Genomic DNA, 17,312 nt, shown 5'->3' with positions numbered 1-17,312 from the left:
AATAACGCGACAATTGCTGAGCAATAAAGGAGTTCTGGAGCAATAACGCGACAATTGTTGAGCAATAAAGGAGTTATGATGTCATAACGCGACAATCGCCCAGCAATAAACGAGTTATGAAGCAATAAGGCGACAACCACAAACCAATAAAAGACTTATAAAACCGGTCACTGGCTAGGTCGCCCCCAACTTATCTTAAAAGAAGCGCTTACATTTGAAGCCAGCAAGCTAGCTGTCAATAAAGCTTCCCCGACCAGTACCAAACCAACCCCAACTTTTCTGATGGCACCCTAAACCCCTCCCCTCCCCCTATCCTTTATTTCATCATCACATTTTTATATAAGACAAGGATTAACTTTTTCATTCCATCAATGCTATACTAGTAAGGAAAGGAGTGGGACAGATGGAATTAGTTTACATCGTTTTAAATAAGCCTGATCGTTTGAGCGAGATACTATCCCTGTTTTTAGAATATGAAATCCATGGGGCAACTGTGATAGATAGTGGTGGGATGGGCCACCTGATTGCCAACCAGTCACCCATGTTTTCCATGTTTGCGGAATTAAAAGAAGATAAGCACAATAGTAAGATGATTATGACGGTCGTGGACAGCCAAGCAGAACGGGACTTGGTCTTGAAGGCTGTGGAAGACGTTCTGGGTGATATTAATGAACCGGATACTGCCGTCTTCTTTACCACCCCTGTGTCTTTTTCCAAGGGGATGGACTACCACGAGGACGACGAGGGGACTGTTGAATGATGAACACACCATTATATATTGCAATTATCTTACTAGCTGGGCTAGTAGGTGGCAGGCTGGCCCAAGCTTTGAAATTACCGTCTGTTACCGGCTATTTATTAGCTGGTTTTTTACTTGGACCTAGTGTCTTTAACCTTGTTACCCCTGAAGTCAGTGAGTTTTTTGGCATCGTGACGGATTTTGCCATTGGCCTTTTGTCAATTTCGGTTGGGATGGAATTACACCGAAGCGTTTTGAAAAATAACGGGCGAAATCTCATAATTATATCCCTAGGGAAGAGCCTAGTAACTTTTGCATTAGTTACAGCCGTTACTTATTTTTTGGGAATGGGCTTTTATCAAGCAGTGATCTTAGGGGTAGTTTCTTTAACTATTTCTCCTCCTGGTGTTTTGGAAATTGTTAAGGAGCGCAAAGCTCGTGGAGAGATGACCAACAATTTACTCAATTTGGTGGCTTTAGACAACTTGACCTGTATCACCCTTTTCGGTCTGGTCTTGTCCCTAGTCGAATCTGCTATGAAAGCTAATTTCGTCTTTACTGATGTTCTAATCTCTATTGTCAGAGATATTGGATTGGGTCTCGTATTTGGTATTCTAGCCGGTTGGATCTTTGCCTACTTTGTCGAAAAGCAAGTTCTACAAGATAAACTTTTGGTAATTATTATTGCTATTATTATGATTCATAATGGTTTGGCCCAGCTATTGGATCTGTCAGCTGTATTGATGGCTATCATCACCGGGATTACTATCACCAACTTGACCAACAACACCACCCGGGTTGCTTCAACCTTTGAGCGGATCAACCTGCCAGTCAATGTCATGTTCCTGACCCTGTCTGGTGCCCACATTGAAATTAGCATCATTTACCAGGTTGGGATTATCGGGCTTGGTTACATTGTCAGTCGCTTTATCGGCCGGGCAGGTGGGGCCTACCTCTTTGCCAAGTTGACCAGCTTTAAAGAGTCAACCAAGCGCAATATCGGCTTAGGCCTCGTCCCCCAAGCTGGCATCGCCATTGGGTTGGTTTCCATTGCTGAGCAAACCATTCCCTCTATGGCCGGGACCCTGTCTGGTGTCCTCTTGACCGGGGTTATTTTCTTCGAAATCCTTGGCCCTCTCATTGTCGAAAAAGGACTAGAGCGGGCAGGCGAAGTAAACTAGTTTTTTTGGAAAAAACTGCCTGCAAGCCCCCTGAAATAAAAACCAAGACTGAAACGAGCCGTGAAAAGAGGCATAAAGATGAAAATCCAAATCAAAGCGACCCCAGATATGACCGCACAGGACATGATCCAAGTCTATATCTTGCGGGGGCAGGTCTTTTCGGAAGAACAAAAAATTACCGAGTCAGAAGCTGACCAAGATGACTACCAGGCCTTGCATGTCCTGTTAAAGGATGGAGACGACTTGGTTGGTTACGCTAGAATCCTTGACCGGGGCGACCACCAGGCAATTGGCCGGGTCTTAATCGCTAAAAGCCACCGGGGCCGAGGACTGGGGCGGTGTATGCTCCAGGAGGTCCTGGACTATATCGGACCAGGAAAAGAAGTGAGACTGGCAGCTCAATCCTATGTTCAGGACCTCTACCGGTCTTTGGGCTTTACCAAGGTGTCTGACGAATACATGGAAGCAGGTATCCCCCATGTGGATATGGTACTGGCAGAAAAACGTCTGCCGGACTAGAAGACATGGGGTAGGTGTCAGATTGTGTGCTGGGTTAGTGAAGATGGTACTGGTCCCCGATCGTCTGCCGAGCTCTAGAAGGTAAATCTGCCTCTTCTTTTAAAGACCCGCCAAGTGGTTAAGAAGGCTGGCAAGTTAATGGCTAGCTAGGGACTAGGGTTTTACCTCCGTTTTAGCTCCCCAGCTCTTTCTACACTGAAAGCAAAAATTAAACTGAACTTGGTCAAGGGGTCTTGCATTGAAGATAAATGACGATTATTATTAAAATTGTAAGTAATTTGAAGATAGAATGGACTGATAGGGTGGAATTTCTCAATACATTAGAGCAATCAAGGTTTTTATTTTGGCTAACGGCTATCCTGGGCATGGTCTTGATTTGGGGGCTGGGTTTATTTTTCATCCGGCTGATTAACAAGGCTGTCCGGTCCGACCGGGTGCAAACAGTGGTGAACAAGGTGGGAACTTGGATCCTCCTGTTCATCTCCATGATGTACATCTTCTCCTTCTTGGGTGAATCGAACTGGATGAGCCGGGAAATTGTGACCATCGGCGATACGGAAGTCACCCCCATGCTGATCATTGTCATCATTTTTGCCCTGGTGGTGGCCTTCAAGCTGTCTAACACTATCCGCCATTACCTCCTGCCTCCAGTTTATGACCGCTATGAAATTGACCGGGGTCCTCGAGCGACCATTAACACCCTTCTCCACTACACCATTATTATTGTTATGATCGCCTTCTCCCTCTCCTCACTGGGCTTCAACTTCTCTAGCTTGACCGTCTTTGCCGGCGTTGTTGGGGTTGGGGTTGGTTTTGGTTTGAAAAACATCATGAACAACTTTATTTCCGGCCTCATTATCCTCTTTGACCGCACTATCGAAGTTGGTGACCGGGTAGTAATTGACGACACCTTTACCGATATCGAGGAAATCAAAATCCGCTACACTATCGTCCGGACCCGACTCAATGAACGGATTATTATCCCCAACTCTTATTTCTTGGAAAATAAATTCATCAACCGATCTTTCACTAACAAACGTCTTCGAGTGACAATCGAAGTTGGTGTCGAATATGGGGAGGATTTGGACTTGGCAGAAGAAGAATTGATCGAGTCGATCTATGACCTCCAGGCCACTAAATATGGTAGGCTCTTGTCTAACCCTTTGCCGGAGGTCTATGTTGAGAATTTTGATGAATACAACGTCAGTCTAGTTCTCTTTTTCTGGATTGATGACCAGGCCGAGCAAGCTGAGTTTGTCTTGCCTTCCGAGGCCCGCAAGATCATTTACAAACGTTTCTATGAAGCTGGTGTTAGCTTTGCCTTCCCACGCCAAGACCTTTACTTGCTTAACAAGCAATTTGAAAACCAAGCCAAATAAAAAAAGCATGAACCGTCTTGTCGAGCCGGTTCATGCTTTTTAGGTAAAGCTGTCACTTTATTGGAAACAATTGGTATTCTTAAACTTGGGATTAGAATGGAGAATGTCTCGGCTTTTTCTCAAAAAATGCATGTTATTCGAGAATTTTAGCAGGTTTTCTCAAACAACACTAGTTATACGAGACTTCCCCTTCACGTTTTTTAAACAACATGTGTTATTCGAGAATCTCCCAGTATTTTTCTCAAACAACTTGTGTCATTTGAGAATGCCACCCGCATTCTCCAACGGCCTATTAAAAACCTACGTTATAAATAAAACCAGTTTCTCGTACCCCCTCGCTAACCATAGCCCTAACGAAGGAAAACCGAACAGCTTTCTGGCTGTTCGGTTTTTTCTTAAAAGTTTGGCATGTCTTGGAGCTGGGAGAAGTCGTGGCTAGTGACATCAACAAGAGAAAACTTGCCATCTTCGTATTCATAGTTGAGGACGACACAATTGGGAAAGTCGCCTTGGTATTCCTCAATTTGGTTGTAGTCCTTCCAAATTTCATAAAAGACCTTGAGGGTGATGCTGTGGGTGACCACTAGGATGGACTGGCCGTTATCCTTTGTCACAATATCCTGGACGCTTTGGTTGACCCGTTTGATCACATCATCCAAGTTTTCGCCTCCAAATTGGGGGAAGTAGGTAAAAAATTGGTCTCTTGGAACCAGGTAGGACGGATAAGCTTCGTAAGTGCCAAAGTCCCACTCTTTCAAGCCTTTGACCCTGGTGTAATCCAAGTCGGTGATCAATTCTAGGGTGTCACTGGCCCGCTCTTGGGTTGAAGAATAGGCAGAATCAAAGCGAATGCCTTGGTCCTTGAAGTACTGGCCAGCGATCTTGCCTTGTTCAATCCCACGCTTGGTTAAGGGGGAGTCGGACGAGCCTTGAATCCGTCCTTGTAGGTTAAAAAGGGTTTCCCCATGTCTGACAAAATAAAAGTTGCGCTTGGTCATATGGCTTGCTCCTCACATGGTTTTTATGTATCTCTCCCCGTTAGCATATAATGACTGTCAGGATTATGCAAGCCAGGTCCAGCCCATGGGAAATATCCTGTCCTAACCAGGCCTCTTTTGACCCAATTCGACTTGAAGAAAATTGCTTTTAGCCTTAGCCCAACCCAGCCTCTAGCTAAATTTTTCTCAAGTTCTGATCTCTCCCTAAAATTAGGCCCCTGTTTTTTCCAAAAACAATCTCTTCTATATAAATAGACCATTTTCGACCCATAAAAAAGAGCCAAAGCCTGGGCTTTAGCTCCATGAAACTTATTTTGCGTCTTCAGCTTCTTCTTTCGCGTCTTTCGCTTCTTGAATGACGTCTTCGGTTGCATCGTCTGCTTCTTCCTTAACGTCTTCAGCAGTGTCTTTGACTTCGCTAGCTGCTTTTGAAGCAGATTCAGAAATGTCGTCTTTCAAGTCTTCCGCTTCACTTTGAAGCTCTTTGGAAGTTTTGTCTAGAGAGTCTTGCAAGTCTTTAGCTGAGTTGGTTAGGGTGATGCGGATGTTTTCGCCTGCTTCCCCAGCAACTTCGCCTAATTCTTGGCCTTTTTCTTTAGCAAGCTCAGCATATTCATTGGCTGCATCTTTCGATTCTTCAAATTTTTTGCGGATATCTTTACGGGTTTCTTCACCACTCTTAGGTGCAAAAAGTAAAGCAACCCCAGCGCCAAAGAGGGCACCTTTAACAAAAGATGAAAATGACATAATTATACCTCCTAGTGTAGTAGTAAACCTATTATAACCTAAAAAATCTTCCTATGAAATAGCTTTAACTCATTATTCTGAAATACCATTACAAATAAATTAAAATAGCACCAAATTTTCAATTGAAGCAGGCAAGCTCGTCCTATGTCAAAGAAATTAAAGTAAGGAAATGGCTGAAAAGATTGACAAAGGTGGGCCAGAATAAGATAATGATATTACCGTTAATGAGACGATATTATAAAAATGCCCTTGGTCAAAGACTTTCTTATTAGAATATATTAATATTCATTATACCATAAAAAATGGGGTGAATCCTCTTATGACTACCAATAAAAAGAATTACAAGATTATCCAGTCTCTAGCCCGGGCCTTTACCATTATTAATTGCTTTAGCAAGGATGAGAGCCAGCTGACTTTGAATGAGATCAGCCAAAAAACTGGCCTCAATATTAATACCACCCGGGGCTTGGTCCAAACCCTCCTCCACTACCATTACCTGGCTTACGATGAGGCGGCCAACACTTACCGGCTAGGTTTGGTTTTTATGGAAAAAGCTCGGATTGCCCAGTTTGAATTTAACAACCGGCTGATTAACCTGGTTCGCAGCGACCTCCAGCAACTAGCGGATGTCTTTGCCGTTTCCACCCGGATGATGTCCATCGAAGGAACCCAGGCGCCTATTGTCATGGAAGCCAAACCCTCCCAGGCAAGGTATTCCCTGGTCGTCCATGAGTCAACTGAGTTCCCCCTCTATGCCACAGCGACTGGTAAACTGATTTTAGCTAACTTGGACCCGGACTACCGGGACCAGGTGATTGACCAATTTGAATGGAAGGAGTTTGGCCCCAACAACCACACTGACAAGGAAAGCCTGCTGAAAGACTTGGCCCAGATCAAAGACCAAGGAATCTCGATTGAAAATCAGGAACTGGGTCTTGGGTTTTCCTCCTTGGCTGTCCCCGTCTTCCAAGAGGGGGCTTTAGTTTACTCCTTGTCTTTGACCACAACGGACGAAATCTTAAAGGCTAAGCAAAACCAGATGCTAAAAGGACTGAAGCAAATCCGGGACAAGCTCAACCAAGCCTTGGCTTCTCTTGCTTAAGACTCTTTTGTGTGGCCCCTTTACAAAGACTTTTTTCCTTTACACAAAATTAGCCTAAACCATACACATTCTTATCAGACCAGGCTGGGAAAAAATGGTATATTTGATATGTAGACTATTACATACGAAAAAAGAAAGCAGGGTGCTCCACATCGTGAAACAACAAAATGAAGGTGTCCACCGTAAAGTTTTGAGAAAAGTCAAGAAACACTTTGTAGCTGTTACCTTATCTGGACTTGTCCTAGCTGGTATTTCAGCCCAAGATGTTCAAGCCCAAGAAGGTCAAGCAAGTGACGGAAGCAATTTGGGTCAAGGCTTAGCCTCAGACCAAACTCCTGAAGGTTCAGACGATGAAGTTCTAGCGAATTTAAGTCAAGCTCAAGCGGATGACCAGGCACAAGGTGTGTTAAATGCCCCAGCAAGTGATGAAGGAGAAGTCACAGACGACCAAGTTACTGCTAGTCCAGCTGAATCAGGTCAAGCCCTTGCCAATCCTGAACCAGACCAAGGAGTTTCGGACCAAGAGCCAGGCCAAGCTGCCGACCGAGGTCAAGAAGTTTCAGACCAAGACCAAGCTAGCCAGGGTCAAGCGGATGATCAAGGCCAAGAAGCTGCAAGTAATCCAGTTGCTGAAGGCGAAAGCTCTGAAGGAGAGACAGAAGAAACTCCTAGCCAAGACCAAACTGCAGACTCAGATGCCGACCAAGGTCAAGACCAAGAAAGCCCTGTTCAAGCAGAAGCCAGCCCTGAAGTTTCCTTGGACCATGCGCCAAACTTGAAATTACCGCCTGTTCCTGAGCGACCAGCCGGCACCCGTCGTGCAACCATTGGCTTTACCAACGACCTTCACGGCCGGATCACCCGTCAAGGGGAGTCTGACTACGACATGGGCTTGGGTCACATCAAGACTATTTTTGATGCTTACCGTCAACTAGCTGACGAATTTCTTTTGTTGGATGCGGGTGACACCGTTCACGGAACTACCTTGGTCAACCTGACTGAAGGCGAAAACATTATCCGTCTGATGAACGAAATGGGTTACCACGCCATGACAACCGGGAACCACGAATACAACTACGGTTTTGACCGCTTGAAAGAGTTGGAAGAAGAGGCTGACTTTGAATTTGTGGCTTCCAATGTTAAAGACACTGAGGGCAATGACCTCTTCAAGTCCTTTACCGAATGGGAAGTTTTCGGTGAAAAAATCGGTATTATCGGCCTAGCTACCCAAGGAACCTATACTTCTACCCACCCGAATAATGTAGAAGGCATTGTCTTTACCGATGAAGTCCAAGCTATTTCCGACCAAATTGAAGCCTTGTCTGAAGAATTCAGCAAGTTTATCGTCCTTTCCCACGTGGGTTACGGGGTTGACCAAGAAATCGCCCGACAAAACCCTGAAGTAGAACTGATTATCGGGGGTCACTCCCACACACCAGTAATTGGTGGAGCTTACGTGGACGGTAATGACAAGACCTTGATCACCCAAGCTTGGGAACACGGTAAATTGATCGGTCTAGTCCACCTTGACTTTGACGAAAATGGAAATATTGTTCAAAAAACAGCCCAACACCTTACCCTAGCTGAGAACTTAGACCAAATCTTAGAAGACCTACCATCCAGTACGGTAGGGAACCCAGAAGATATCCTAGCTGTTGAAGGCAGTGAAGAAGACCCAGTTATCAAGGAAATGCTTGAGGAAATCCAAGCTGAAGTGGAAAGAGAACTGGGCGAAGTTATCGGATCGACTAGTGTGGTCCTTAACGGGGAACGTGACTTTGTCCGACGAGGGGAAACCAACCTGGGTAACTTGATCACCGATGCTGTTCGAGAATTCACTGGTGCCGAAATTGCCTTCATCAACGGTGGGGGAATCCGGGCCAGCATTGATGCCGGCGAGATTACCTTAGGCGATGTTGTTTCTGTCTTACCATTTATCAACCTAGTGGAAACAGTCAACGTTCCAGGTTCTGTCATTCTTGAAGCCTTGGAGCACGGTAGCCGCCAATACCCTGAACAAAACGGTGGCTTCTTGCATGCATCTGGCTTGAAGTACATTGTGGATGCTACTCGTGAGCCAGGCCAACGTGTTGTTTACGTTGAAGTCAACGGTGAAGTGCTAGACCCAGACCGGACCTACAATTTGGCAACCAACGACTTCCTCCTAGCAGGTGGGGACGGCTACACCATGTTTGCTGACTATGACGTTGAATTGGTCACTGGGGAATTGTTCTCTGATGTCCTCATCAACTACATCCGCCAACAAGACGGCCCGATTGCACCTGAAACAGAAGGCCGAATTACTGTTAGCGACGAAGCCTTGGATGCTGATAGCCTCGCTAGACTTGTGGCTGAAATCACTGACAGAGATGACTTGGAAGGCCAGATTCCAGATGAGTCAGAAACTGACCCAGATGGTGAAGTTGAAAGTCCAGATGAAGACGGTCAAACACCAGGTGATGACCAAGAAGTTGAGGATCCTGAAGAAGATGGTCAAAAACCAGGTGATGACAGCCAAACTTCAGATGATGACTTGACTCCAGTTCCAGCTGACCCTCAAGAAGATGACCAAGTGGTTGTTCCAGCTGACTACGAAAGAGCTGCTAAAGCACTTGACCAAGTCCTAGCTGAAATTGAAAAAGCTTTTGGCCCTGACTTTGTTGCTAGCCTACTCGCAAACGCTAGCCTAGAAGAATTAGCAGAACTTGCTGACCGCTACCAAGCAGGTCAAGTGACTGCAGAAGACTTGAGTCAAGTAGCCGAAACGAGTCAAAAAGCTGGCCAAACCCTACCAGACACTGCCACAGCTGGCTGGTTACTGGGGGCACTCGGACTGCTTTCCCTATCAGGTGGCCTTGTTCTCACTAAAAAAGACTAATTAAGCATTCGCTTTAAGCAAAGCACCGGTTGATTGCCAACCGGTGCTTTTTGTGTTTGCCTGTATAGGTCAGCAGCGTTTTTGTGTAAAACAGTTGTTATTTGCAACCCAAAGCTAGCCCGAAAGTTATCAGCTGTTTTTCTCGAACAACAAATGTTATATGAGAATTTTACCGGCCTTTTCTCAAACAAGGCTAGTTATTCGAGAATTCTGGACAGTTTTTCTCAAACAACGATTGTTATTTGAGAATCCCCCACTATTTTTCTCAAACAACAATTGTTATACGAGAATTTTGACGTTTGCCTAGTCAAGTTAAGTCCCAAAAGCCATCATTGCACTCAATAGACTAGATTCAGCATACCAAAGTCGACTTGGACCGGTTTGAAGGCTTTGAAGTAAAACCAGCAACCGCTAGCCATTTTTAAAGAGGGCCCAACCTGCCCTTAAATTTCATCTTTAAAACGTTTTCGCTAGTGAAATCTTAGCAAGTGTGGTAGGTTGTAGGTGTCGAAGAATGTATAGGAAGGTGAATAAAATGGTAAAAAAAGTTGCGCTACTGATTAACCCGATTGCCGGTATGGGCGGCCGGGTTGGTTTGAAAGGTACTGACGGCAAAGATGTTTTAGAAGAAGCTCGGCGCCGGGGTGCTGAACCAGAAGCTAACCAAAAGGCTGAGAAAGCACTCAAGATCACCTTGGACAAGGTCGACCAGGTTGAATGGTTTACAGCCGGTGGTCAGATGGGGGAAGACCTCCTCAACAAATATGACCAAAACCCCGATGTCCTATACTCTGGTAAGGAAGAAACAGGGCCTGATGATACAGAAAGTTTCCTTAAAGAAGTTTTGAACCAGGACGACATCGATATTCTCTTGTTTGTCGGTGGGGACGGGACTGCCCGTGATGTGGCCAAAACTATTCAATTGGAAATTCCAGCATTAGGGATTCCAGCTGGAGTTAAAATCCACTCCCCAGTCTTTGCTACTTCACCAGAAAATGCGGGAGAACTTCTTGCCGGCTACCTCAATGATGAAATCCAGTCGGTTAACGAAAAAGAAGTTATTGATATTGAAGAAGAAGCTTTCAGACAGGATGAAGTGGTGACCGAAGTTTATGGTTACCTCAATGTTCCCCACGATGAAAGCCACATGCAGAACTTGAAGTCACCTTCGCCTCAAAGTGACCATGAAGCTAAAGTTTCGGCTTGCTTGGACGTGATCGACCGGATGGAAGAGGATGTCTACTATATTATTGGGTCAGGGACAACCCTTGTTCCAATCATGGAAGAGTTGGACCTGGAAGTTACCAAGCTTGGAGTCGACATTATTAAAAACAAAAAAATGGTGAAAAAAGATGCTTCAGAGTCTGACATCCTAGAAATCATCAAAGACAAGCCGGCTAAATTGATCGTGACCCCAATGGGTGGTCAAGGCTACCTCTTTGGTCGCGGCAACCCACAAATTTCTTCAAAAGTTCTCAGCCAGCTGGATAAAGACGATATTACAATTGTTTCCACTCCCGGCAAAATCCGAACCTTAAATAACCGGCCTTTCTTGATTTACACCGGGGATGCTGACTTGGATGAACGCTTGTCCGGCTACTATAAAGTTGTGGTGGGTTATGAAAACCTCAAGATGTACAAGCTAAAAAGAGCTTAAGTTTAAAGCGAGACCTGCAAATGAACTTGCTTTACCAGGCAGGCCATTGACCTACTGGGCTTCTGATAGCAGATCAAGCTGGCTTAAGACCAGGACTTGCTGGTGATAGACTTGAACCCTGCTTGTGGTGGGGAATTTCCCCAATCCAGGAAATGTGCTTGGATAGCCATGAACTTACTCCACATCACAAAGTCCCGGCAAGTTGAACTTGGGGCAAAAGCAAACAAGATTGATGGCGTCAGCCAAGATCATCACAGTTTGTCAAGCCAATCCAGGCCCATATGACCAGCAAACAATTTAAAACATTAATAAACTATTTTCAAAGTAAACTCTCTAACTTTAAATTTCCAGACCTATCCCTTATCATGCCAATTGAAGGGCTAAAAAGAGCCTGGAAGTAAGCAATTTATTTTCCACAAAAGAAAACAGGAATTGCCATGCGAATTAGTTTAAAGTTATGGCAATAACTGGTACAATTTACTTGTACAGGCTATAAGGATACTCAATAGATAGCAAGTCAAGACCTCAGTGGGAAGGCTCACCTGACTTTGCTGCTAGCTTTTTGGGTTGGGAACTTTCGGTCTTCTTATGCCTATGCTTGTGACAATTGTTTCAATGATTTTCACAAGATTTTCACGTCATGTGAACCAAGCAGGTATGAAGCCAAGTTGACCCAAGCCCTATGTAAGCTAGAAACCTTCCGCCCCATTGGAAGGGAGCATAAGGTGATATAAACCACAGGGAAGTTAGAATTGTAGCAGTCCTGTTAAAATCATGTTAAGATTTTAGCAAACTGTTTACAAACTTGCCAAACTATAGTATCTTTAAAATGTACAGTCATTGCAAACGCTACCTTCCGATAGTACCGGTCTGTGGCACAAGTAAAAACAGCAGAAATAGGAGGAGTTTTGTTAATGAAATCGGATATTGAAATCGCTCAGGAAGCAACAGGTCTACCTATTGAAGAAGTTGCTGACAAACTAGGGATCAAACATGACCTCTTAGAACCATACGGCAACGACAAAGCTAAAGTAGACTTTACAAAACTTGACTTAGACGCAACTAACTTCGGTAAGTTGGTCCTCGTAACAGCCATTACACCGACACCAGCTGGGGAAGGTAAAACGACTACCTCCATCGGTCTAGTTGATGGTTTGAACAAAATCGGTAAAAAAGCAGCCGTTGCTATGCGTGAACCATCCTTAGGGCCAGTCTTTGGTGTTAAAGGTGGAGCTGCTGGTGGTGGATACTCACAAGTTATCCCAATGGAAGACATCAACCTTCACTTTACCGGTGACTTGCACGCAATTGGCATTGCAACTAACTTGATTGCTGCTTTAATTGACAACCACATCCACCATGGTAATGAACTGGACATTGATGTAAACCGGATTGAATGGCGTCGTGTTGTTGACATGAACGACCGTCAACTCCGTAACATTGCAAATGGTTTAGGCCGACGTGCAGACGGTGTGCCTCGAGAAGACGGCTATGACATCGTTGTTGCATCTGAAATTATGGCGGCCCTATGCCTATCAGATAGCCTCTCTGAATTAAAAGAAAAAATCGGTAAAATGGTCGTTGCTTACAACCACGACAATGACCCTGTAACTGTTGCTGACCTACAAGGCCAAGGTGCTGCAGCAGCCCTACTAAAAGAAGCCATCAAACCTAACTTGGTTCAAACCTTGGAAGGCAACCCTGCCTTTGTCCACGGTGGACCATTCGCCAACATTGCTCACGGATGCTCTTCTGTCCTAGCAACTAAAGTAGCAATGGCTCACGCTGACTACACTGTTACTGAAGGTGGATTCGGTGCTGACCTTGGTGCTGAAAAATTCATCGACATCAAAGCTCGTCAAGCTGACATCAAACCTGATACAGCAGTAGTTGTTGCAACTATTCGTGCCCTTAAAATGCACGGTGGCGTAGACAAAAAAGAATTGGAAACTGAAAACGTCCAAGCTCTACGTGACGGTATGCCAAACTTGGTTCGCCACGTTAACAACCTTAAAAATGTCTTTGGCATTAACCCAATCGTTGCCATCAACCAATTCCCAACTGATACTGACGATGAAATTCAAGCACTTAAAGAAGAGTGTGAAAAAGAAGACATCAAAGTTGTCCTAGCTACTAACTTTGCTGAAGGTGGCGACGGAGCTAAAGACTTGGCAAATGCAGTTATTGAAGCTTCTGAAGCAGGCAATGACTTCAAATTTGCTTACGATGTCAATGACTCTATCGAAGATAAAATTGAAACCTTGGTTAAAGACATTTACGGCGGTGAAAAAGTTGAATTCACCCGTAAAGCGAAAGCTAAAATCCGTAAATTCAAACGTCACGGCCACGACAAACTACCAATTTGTATGGCTAAGACCCAATTCTCCTTCTCTGATGACAAGAAAGCATTGGGTGCACCAACTGGCTTCACTATCACCATCCAAGACTTAACTGTTTCTGCTGGTGCTGGCTTCATTGTTGCTAAGTCCGGTAACATTATGAAAATGCCAGGTCTTCCTAAAGAACCAGCTGCTAACCGTATCGACATTGACGACAAAGGTAACATTACAGGCCTATTCTAATCTACTAGGATAGAAGACCTGATCAAGTCTCAGATTGACTCGGTCTCACTGGCCTAGTCGGTCGGGATGAACATGAAAGGTAAGAGAATAAGAAATCGTGCGAGCGGATCGCTCGGTTTCTTATTCATTATTACCTGTCTGATTGGACCTTTTGGCAAAAAACTAAAAGTTAGGAGGCAAAATATGGCTAAAATTTTAGATGGTAAGGAAGTTGCCAAGGCCATCCGTGCCAAGGCAAAGGAAGATGCCCAAGCCCTCAATGAAAAGGGGATTGAGCCGAAATTGGCCGTTTTGCGTGTGGACGAAAACGAGTCCTCCAAGGCTTACGAGAAGTCTGCTATCAAGCAGATGGAAAAATGTGGCATTAAAGCTGAAGCCCATACTGAACTTGGGGTTGAAAGCACAGAAGATATGCTAGAAGTCATTGACAAGTTAAACCAAGATGACTCCATTACTGGCATTATCTGCATGCAACCCTTCCCTGAAGGGATTGACCGAGCTCAAGTGGCCGAAAAACTCCACCCCTTCAAGGACGTGGATGCCTTAAACCCTGTCAACCTAGGGAAATTATTAAACAACGACCCTTCAGCTATGGCTCCTTCCACTGCCCAAGCAGTGATTGAGATCTTAGACTATTATGACTATGACCTAGAAGGTGCTGAAGTTGCGGTGGTCGGTTCTAGCCCAGTTGTTGGTAAGCCCTTACAAGTCATGTTAACCAACCGCAATGCGACAATCTCTAACACCCATGTCTACACCAAAGACAATTCCATCCACACCAAATTAGCTGACATTTTGGTTTCAGCAACGGGTGCTTTGGGTCTGATTGGTCCTGACCTGGTGAAAGACGGGGCAACTGTGATTGATGTCGGCTTTGGCTACAAGGACGGCAAGGCAACAGGGGACGTTCGCTTTGACGAAGTAGAACCCAAAGCTTCAGCCATTACCCCAGTCCCTGGCGGTGTTGGCTCAGTCACTACAGCCGTTTTAGCTTCCCAGGTGATCAAAGGAACCAAGCTCTTGCATGATGTAGATTAGGTGGTGCCCTTATGAAAGAACTCAAAGTAACCGACTTTGTCAACAAGTTAGCCTCCAACGACCCGACACCAGGTGGCGGTGCAGCTGCTGGTGTGACAGCCAGTTTAGGCATTGGAGCGGTTTTAATGGCTATGCGGTTTTCAACCAACAAGAAGATGTCTGATGAAGAGAGGGCCTTCTTAAAAGACAAGATTGACCAGTATGACCAAAGCAAGGACCACTTCATCGAGCTGATTGACCGGGATGCTAGCGATTTTGAACCCTTGTCCCAGGCTTATGGCCTGCCCAAGGATACGGACGAGGAAAAAGAAAAACGAAAGGCGGCTATTCAAGAAGGCCTTAAATCAGCCAGCCAGCCTCCGGTAGAACTATTGGAAGAAGTGGAGGCCGTCAGCCAAGACTTAGAAAAAGTTGTCCCTTTGATCAAGAAAAGCATTATTTCTGACCTTGGTGTGGGCGTGCAAATGCTCCGGTCAGCCATCTACTCTTCTTCCCTTAACTTAAACATCAATGCCGGTCAATTGAAAGACCCGGACTTGAGTCAAGAATACCGGCAACTTGCAACAGACAAGGTTGACCAATTAGCCCAAACACTTGATACGATCTACCAACAAGTTCAAGCTATTTTAGCTGACTAAGTTAGTCCAATACGGAACAAAACAAAAGGAGAGATCATATGTCTGAAGCACAATTTGACGAAAACGGATTGAAAAAAACGCCTCTATACGATTACTACCTTGATAAAGGTCTAAAAATCACCGACTTTGGTGGCTGGGGCCTTCCAATCCAATTCACTAAAATCCAAGAAGAACACGATGCAGTTCGTGAAAAAGTTGGTATTTTCGACACTTCCCACATGGGTGAAATTGTCGTTAAATCAGGCAAAGAAAATGCCTTTGACTGGTTCAACACTATCATCACCAATGACACCCGTAAAATCAAAGAAGACGGTAAAGCACAATACACTGCTATCATTAGAGATGACGGCGGTATGCTTGACGACATGATTTACTACCGGGTGAACAAAGACGAATTAGTTGCCACTCCAAACGGTGCCAACACTGACAAAATTTACGAATGGTTGGTTGACCACAACAAAGACGGTGCTGTTGAAGTTGTTAACGAAACCTTTGACTGGGGCTTAATTCCAGTTCAAGGACCAAATGCTGAAGAATTGGTTAGCCGCTTAACTGATGCTGACCTGGCTTCCATTGAATACTACTCATACTCGCCTGACCAAACCCTAGCTGGTGTTGATAATGTTCAAATTTCACGTACCGGCTATACTGGTGAATCAGGTTTCGAGCTTTACATTCCTTACGATGATGTCCTAACCGTTTGGAACAAATTGCTGGAAGAAGGCCAAGACTTGGGCGTAACTGAATGTGCCCTTGGTGCTCGTGACACCCTCCGTCTTGAAGCAGGACTTCCACTTTACGGTAACGACTTTGACGAGTCGGTTAACCCAGTTGCTGGTGGGGTTGCCTTTGCAGTGCCTAAGAAAAAAGAAGTCGACTATGTTGGTCGCGATGCTATTGTTGCTTACCGTGAAGGTGACCAAGTTAAAGAAACTTCCCGTGGCTTCACTGTTGACGGCACAAAAATTCCGCGACAAGGCATGGACGTTAAAAACAAAGACGGCGAAAAAATTGGTGTGGTAACTTCTGCAACCAAATCACCAACATTCGGTAACCCAATTGGTTTCATCCGACTCGACCGTTCCTACAAACCTGGCGACACCGTTATTATCGACGTTCGTGGTAAAGACGTTGAAGCAACATTGAACAAAAAAGATTGGCTTGACAACAAATAAAGCTTCATTATTACACTATAAATTTTGCTTATTTAATGTTAAAATAATGGTGTAAGAAAAATCACACACACAAAAAAGGGGTAGTTAATTATGGCTGAAGTATATTATACAGAAGATCACGATTGGATTGAAATCCTAGAAGGTAAGAAAGCGCGTGTTGGTATTAGTGAATACGCAGCAGAAGAATTAGGTGACATCGTTCACGTTGAACTTCCAGAAGTTGACGATGAATTCGATGCTGACGAAGAGATCGGGACAGTTGAATCTGTTAAATCCTTCTCAGAAGTAGTCCTTCCATTTGCTATCAAAGTAACTAAAATCAACGAAGACTTAGAAGACGAACCTGAAATTGTCAACGAAGATCCTGAAGGCAAAGGTTGGTTCTTCGAAGTCGAAGCAGAAGACGAAATTGACACATCTGACTTATCAACTGAAGACGACACAGACGAATAATTGATCGACTAATCTAATGCAATCAGATTAAGGTCATTAAGGGGGTGTTTGTCGCAGGGAACCACTTGTCTGAGCTGGCATAACACGGCAGGAAGTGCCCAGTTAGCTTTTAACTGGGTCCAGCCTTAGTGCCCGAGACTAGACAGGTTTCTTTCCGGCGACACACCTCCTATGTTTTTCTGGTAATTGTTAGCGTTTTCCGTCCTTGAGACTAGGTCCTTTTGTG

14 protein-coding genes are annotated in these 17,312 nt (G+C 44.7%); 12 read left to right on the top strand and 2 right to left on the bottom strand.

Annotated features, from left to right (window positions below; translation table 11 throughout):
• Positions 1 to 403 precede the first annotated feature (403 nt).
• The 4 genes from HMPREF9698_RS03465 to HMPREF9698_RS03450 all read left to right on the top strand — a co-directional run bounded on the left by HMPREF9698_RS03465 (position 404) and on the right by HMPREF9698_RS03450 (position 3,818).
• Entirely contained in the window at positions 404 to 760 is a 357-nt protein-coding gene (locus HMPREF9698_RS03465; RefSeq protein ID WP_003777354.1) for a hypothetical protein, read from the top strand.
• Positions 757 to 1,920 carry a cation:proton antiporter gene (locus HMPREF9698_RS03460; protein ID WP_003777353.1) on the top strand — a complete coding sequence of 388 codons (1,164 nt, stop codon included), beginning with the start codon at positions 757 to 759 and terminating at the stop codon, positions 1,918 to 1,920. The genes HMPREF9698_RS03465 and HMPREF9698_RS03460 overlap by 4 nt, the downstream gene beginning before the upstream one ends.
• A gap of 78 nt (positions 1,921 to 1,998) precedes the next feature.
• Positions 1,999 to 2,439, top strand: a complete 441-nt coding sequence (locus tag HMPREF9698_RS03455) for a GNAT family N-acetyltransferase (protein WP_003777352.1) — start codon at positions 1,999 to 2,001, stop codon at positions 2,437 to 2,439.
• Positions 2,440 to 2,741: 302 nt separating this feature from the next.
• Entirely contained in the window at positions 2,742 to 3,818 is a 1,077-nt protein-coding gene (locus HMPREF9698_RS03450) for a mechanosensitive ion channel family protein (RefSeq protein WP_003777351.1), read from the top strand.
• A 395-nt stretch (positions 3,819 to 4,213) separates the two neighbouring features.
• Here the strand turns inward: HMPREF9698_RS03450 and HMPREF9698_RS03445 are convergent, their stop codons facing one another.
• Positions 4,214 to 4,816, bottom strand: coding sequence for a histidine phosphatase family protein (locus tag HMPREF9698_RS03445; protein WP_003777350.1), 603 nt, complete (start codon positions 4,814 to 4,816; stop codon positions 4,214 to 4,216).
• A 309-nt stretch (positions 4,817 to 5,125) separates the two neighbouring features.
• Complete coding sequence (locus tag HMPREF9698_RS03440; protein WP_003777349.1) at positions 5,126 to 5,563, bottom strand: YtxH domain-containing protein; 438 nt, start codon at positions 5,561 to 5,563, stop codon at positions 5,126 to 5,128.
• Positions 5,564 to 5,882: 319 nt separating this feature from the next.
• Here HMPREF9698_RS03440 and HMPREF9698_RS03435 point away from each other — a divergent pair, with 319 nt between their 5' ends.
• From HMPREF9698_RS03435 to gcvH, 8 genes are all read left to right on the top strand, one after another.
• On the top strand, positions 5,883 to 6,665 hold the full coding sequence (locus HMPREF9698_RS03435) for an IclR family transcriptional regulator (protein WP_003777348.1): 783 nt from the start codon (positions 5,883 to 5,885) through the stop codon (positions 6,663 to 6,665).
• A gap of 154 nt (positions 6,666 to 6,819) precedes the next feature.
• Positions 6,820 to 9,543, top strand: a complete 2,724-nt coding sequence (locus tag HMPREF9698_RS08410) for a 5'-nucleotidase C-terminal domain-containing protein (RefSeq protein WP_003777347.1) — start codon at positions 6,820 to 6,822, stop codon at positions 9,541 to 9,543.
• Between the two features lie 535 nt (positions 9,544 to 10,078).
• Positions 10,079 to 11,200, top strand: a complete 1,122-nt coding sequence (locus HMPREF9698_RS03425; RefSeq protein ID WP_003777346.1) for an ATP-NAD kinase family protein — start codon at positions 10,079 to 10,081, stop codon at positions 11,198 to 11,200.
• Between the two features lie 914 nt (positions 11,201 to 12,114).
• Complete coding sequence (locus HMPREF9698_RS03420; protein ID WP_003777344.1) at positions 12,115 to 13,782, top strand: formate--tetrahydrofolate ligase; 1,668 nt, start codon at positions 12,115 to 12,117, stop codon at positions 13,780 to 13,782.
• Between the two features lie 183 nt (positions 13,783 to 13,965).
• Entirely contained in the window at positions 13,966 to 14,820 is an 855-nt protein-coding gene (locus HMPREF9698_RS03415; RefSeq protein WP_003777343.1) for a bifunctional 5,10-methylenetetrahydrofolate dehydrogenase/5,10-methenyltetrahydrofolate cyclohydrolase, read from the top strand.
• Positions 14,821 to 14,831: 11 nt separating this feature from the next.
• Positions 14,832 to 15,458 carry a cyclodeaminase/cyclohydrolase family protein gene (locus HMPREF9698_RS03410; protein WP_003777342.1) on the top strand — a complete coding sequence of 209 codons (627 nt, stop codon included), beginning with the start codon at positions 14,832 to 14,834 and terminating at the stop codon, positions 15,456 to 15,458.
• Between the two features lie 38 nt (positions 15,459 to 15,496).
• Positions 15,497 to 16,633: a glycine cleavage system aminomethyltransferase GcvT gene (gene gcvT, locus HMPREF9698_RS03405; protein ID WP_003777341.1), complete on the top strand. Its 1,137-nt coding sequence runs from the start codon at positions 15,497 to 15,499 to the stop codon at positions 16,631 to 16,633.
• A gap of 90 nt (positions 16,634 to 16,723) precedes the next feature.
• Positions 16,724 to 17,086 (top strand): glycine cleavage system protein GcvH, encoded by a 363-nt coding sequence (gene gcvH, locus HMPREF9698_RS03400; protein ID WP_003777338.1) that lies wholly within the window; start codon positions 16,724 to 16,726, stop codon positions 17,084 to 17,086.
• Positions 17,087 to 17,312: the final 226 nt, after the last annotated feature.

Source organism: Alloiococcus otitis ATCC 51267 (assembly GCF_000315445.1).
Classification (GTDB): domain Bacteria; phylum Bacillota; class Bacilli; order Lactobacillales; family Carnobacteriaceae_A; genus Alloiococcus; species Alloiococcus otitis.
The sequence above is the reverse complement of the archived record's forward strand: the minus strand, read 5'-3'. Positions and strand labels throughout refer to the sequence as shown.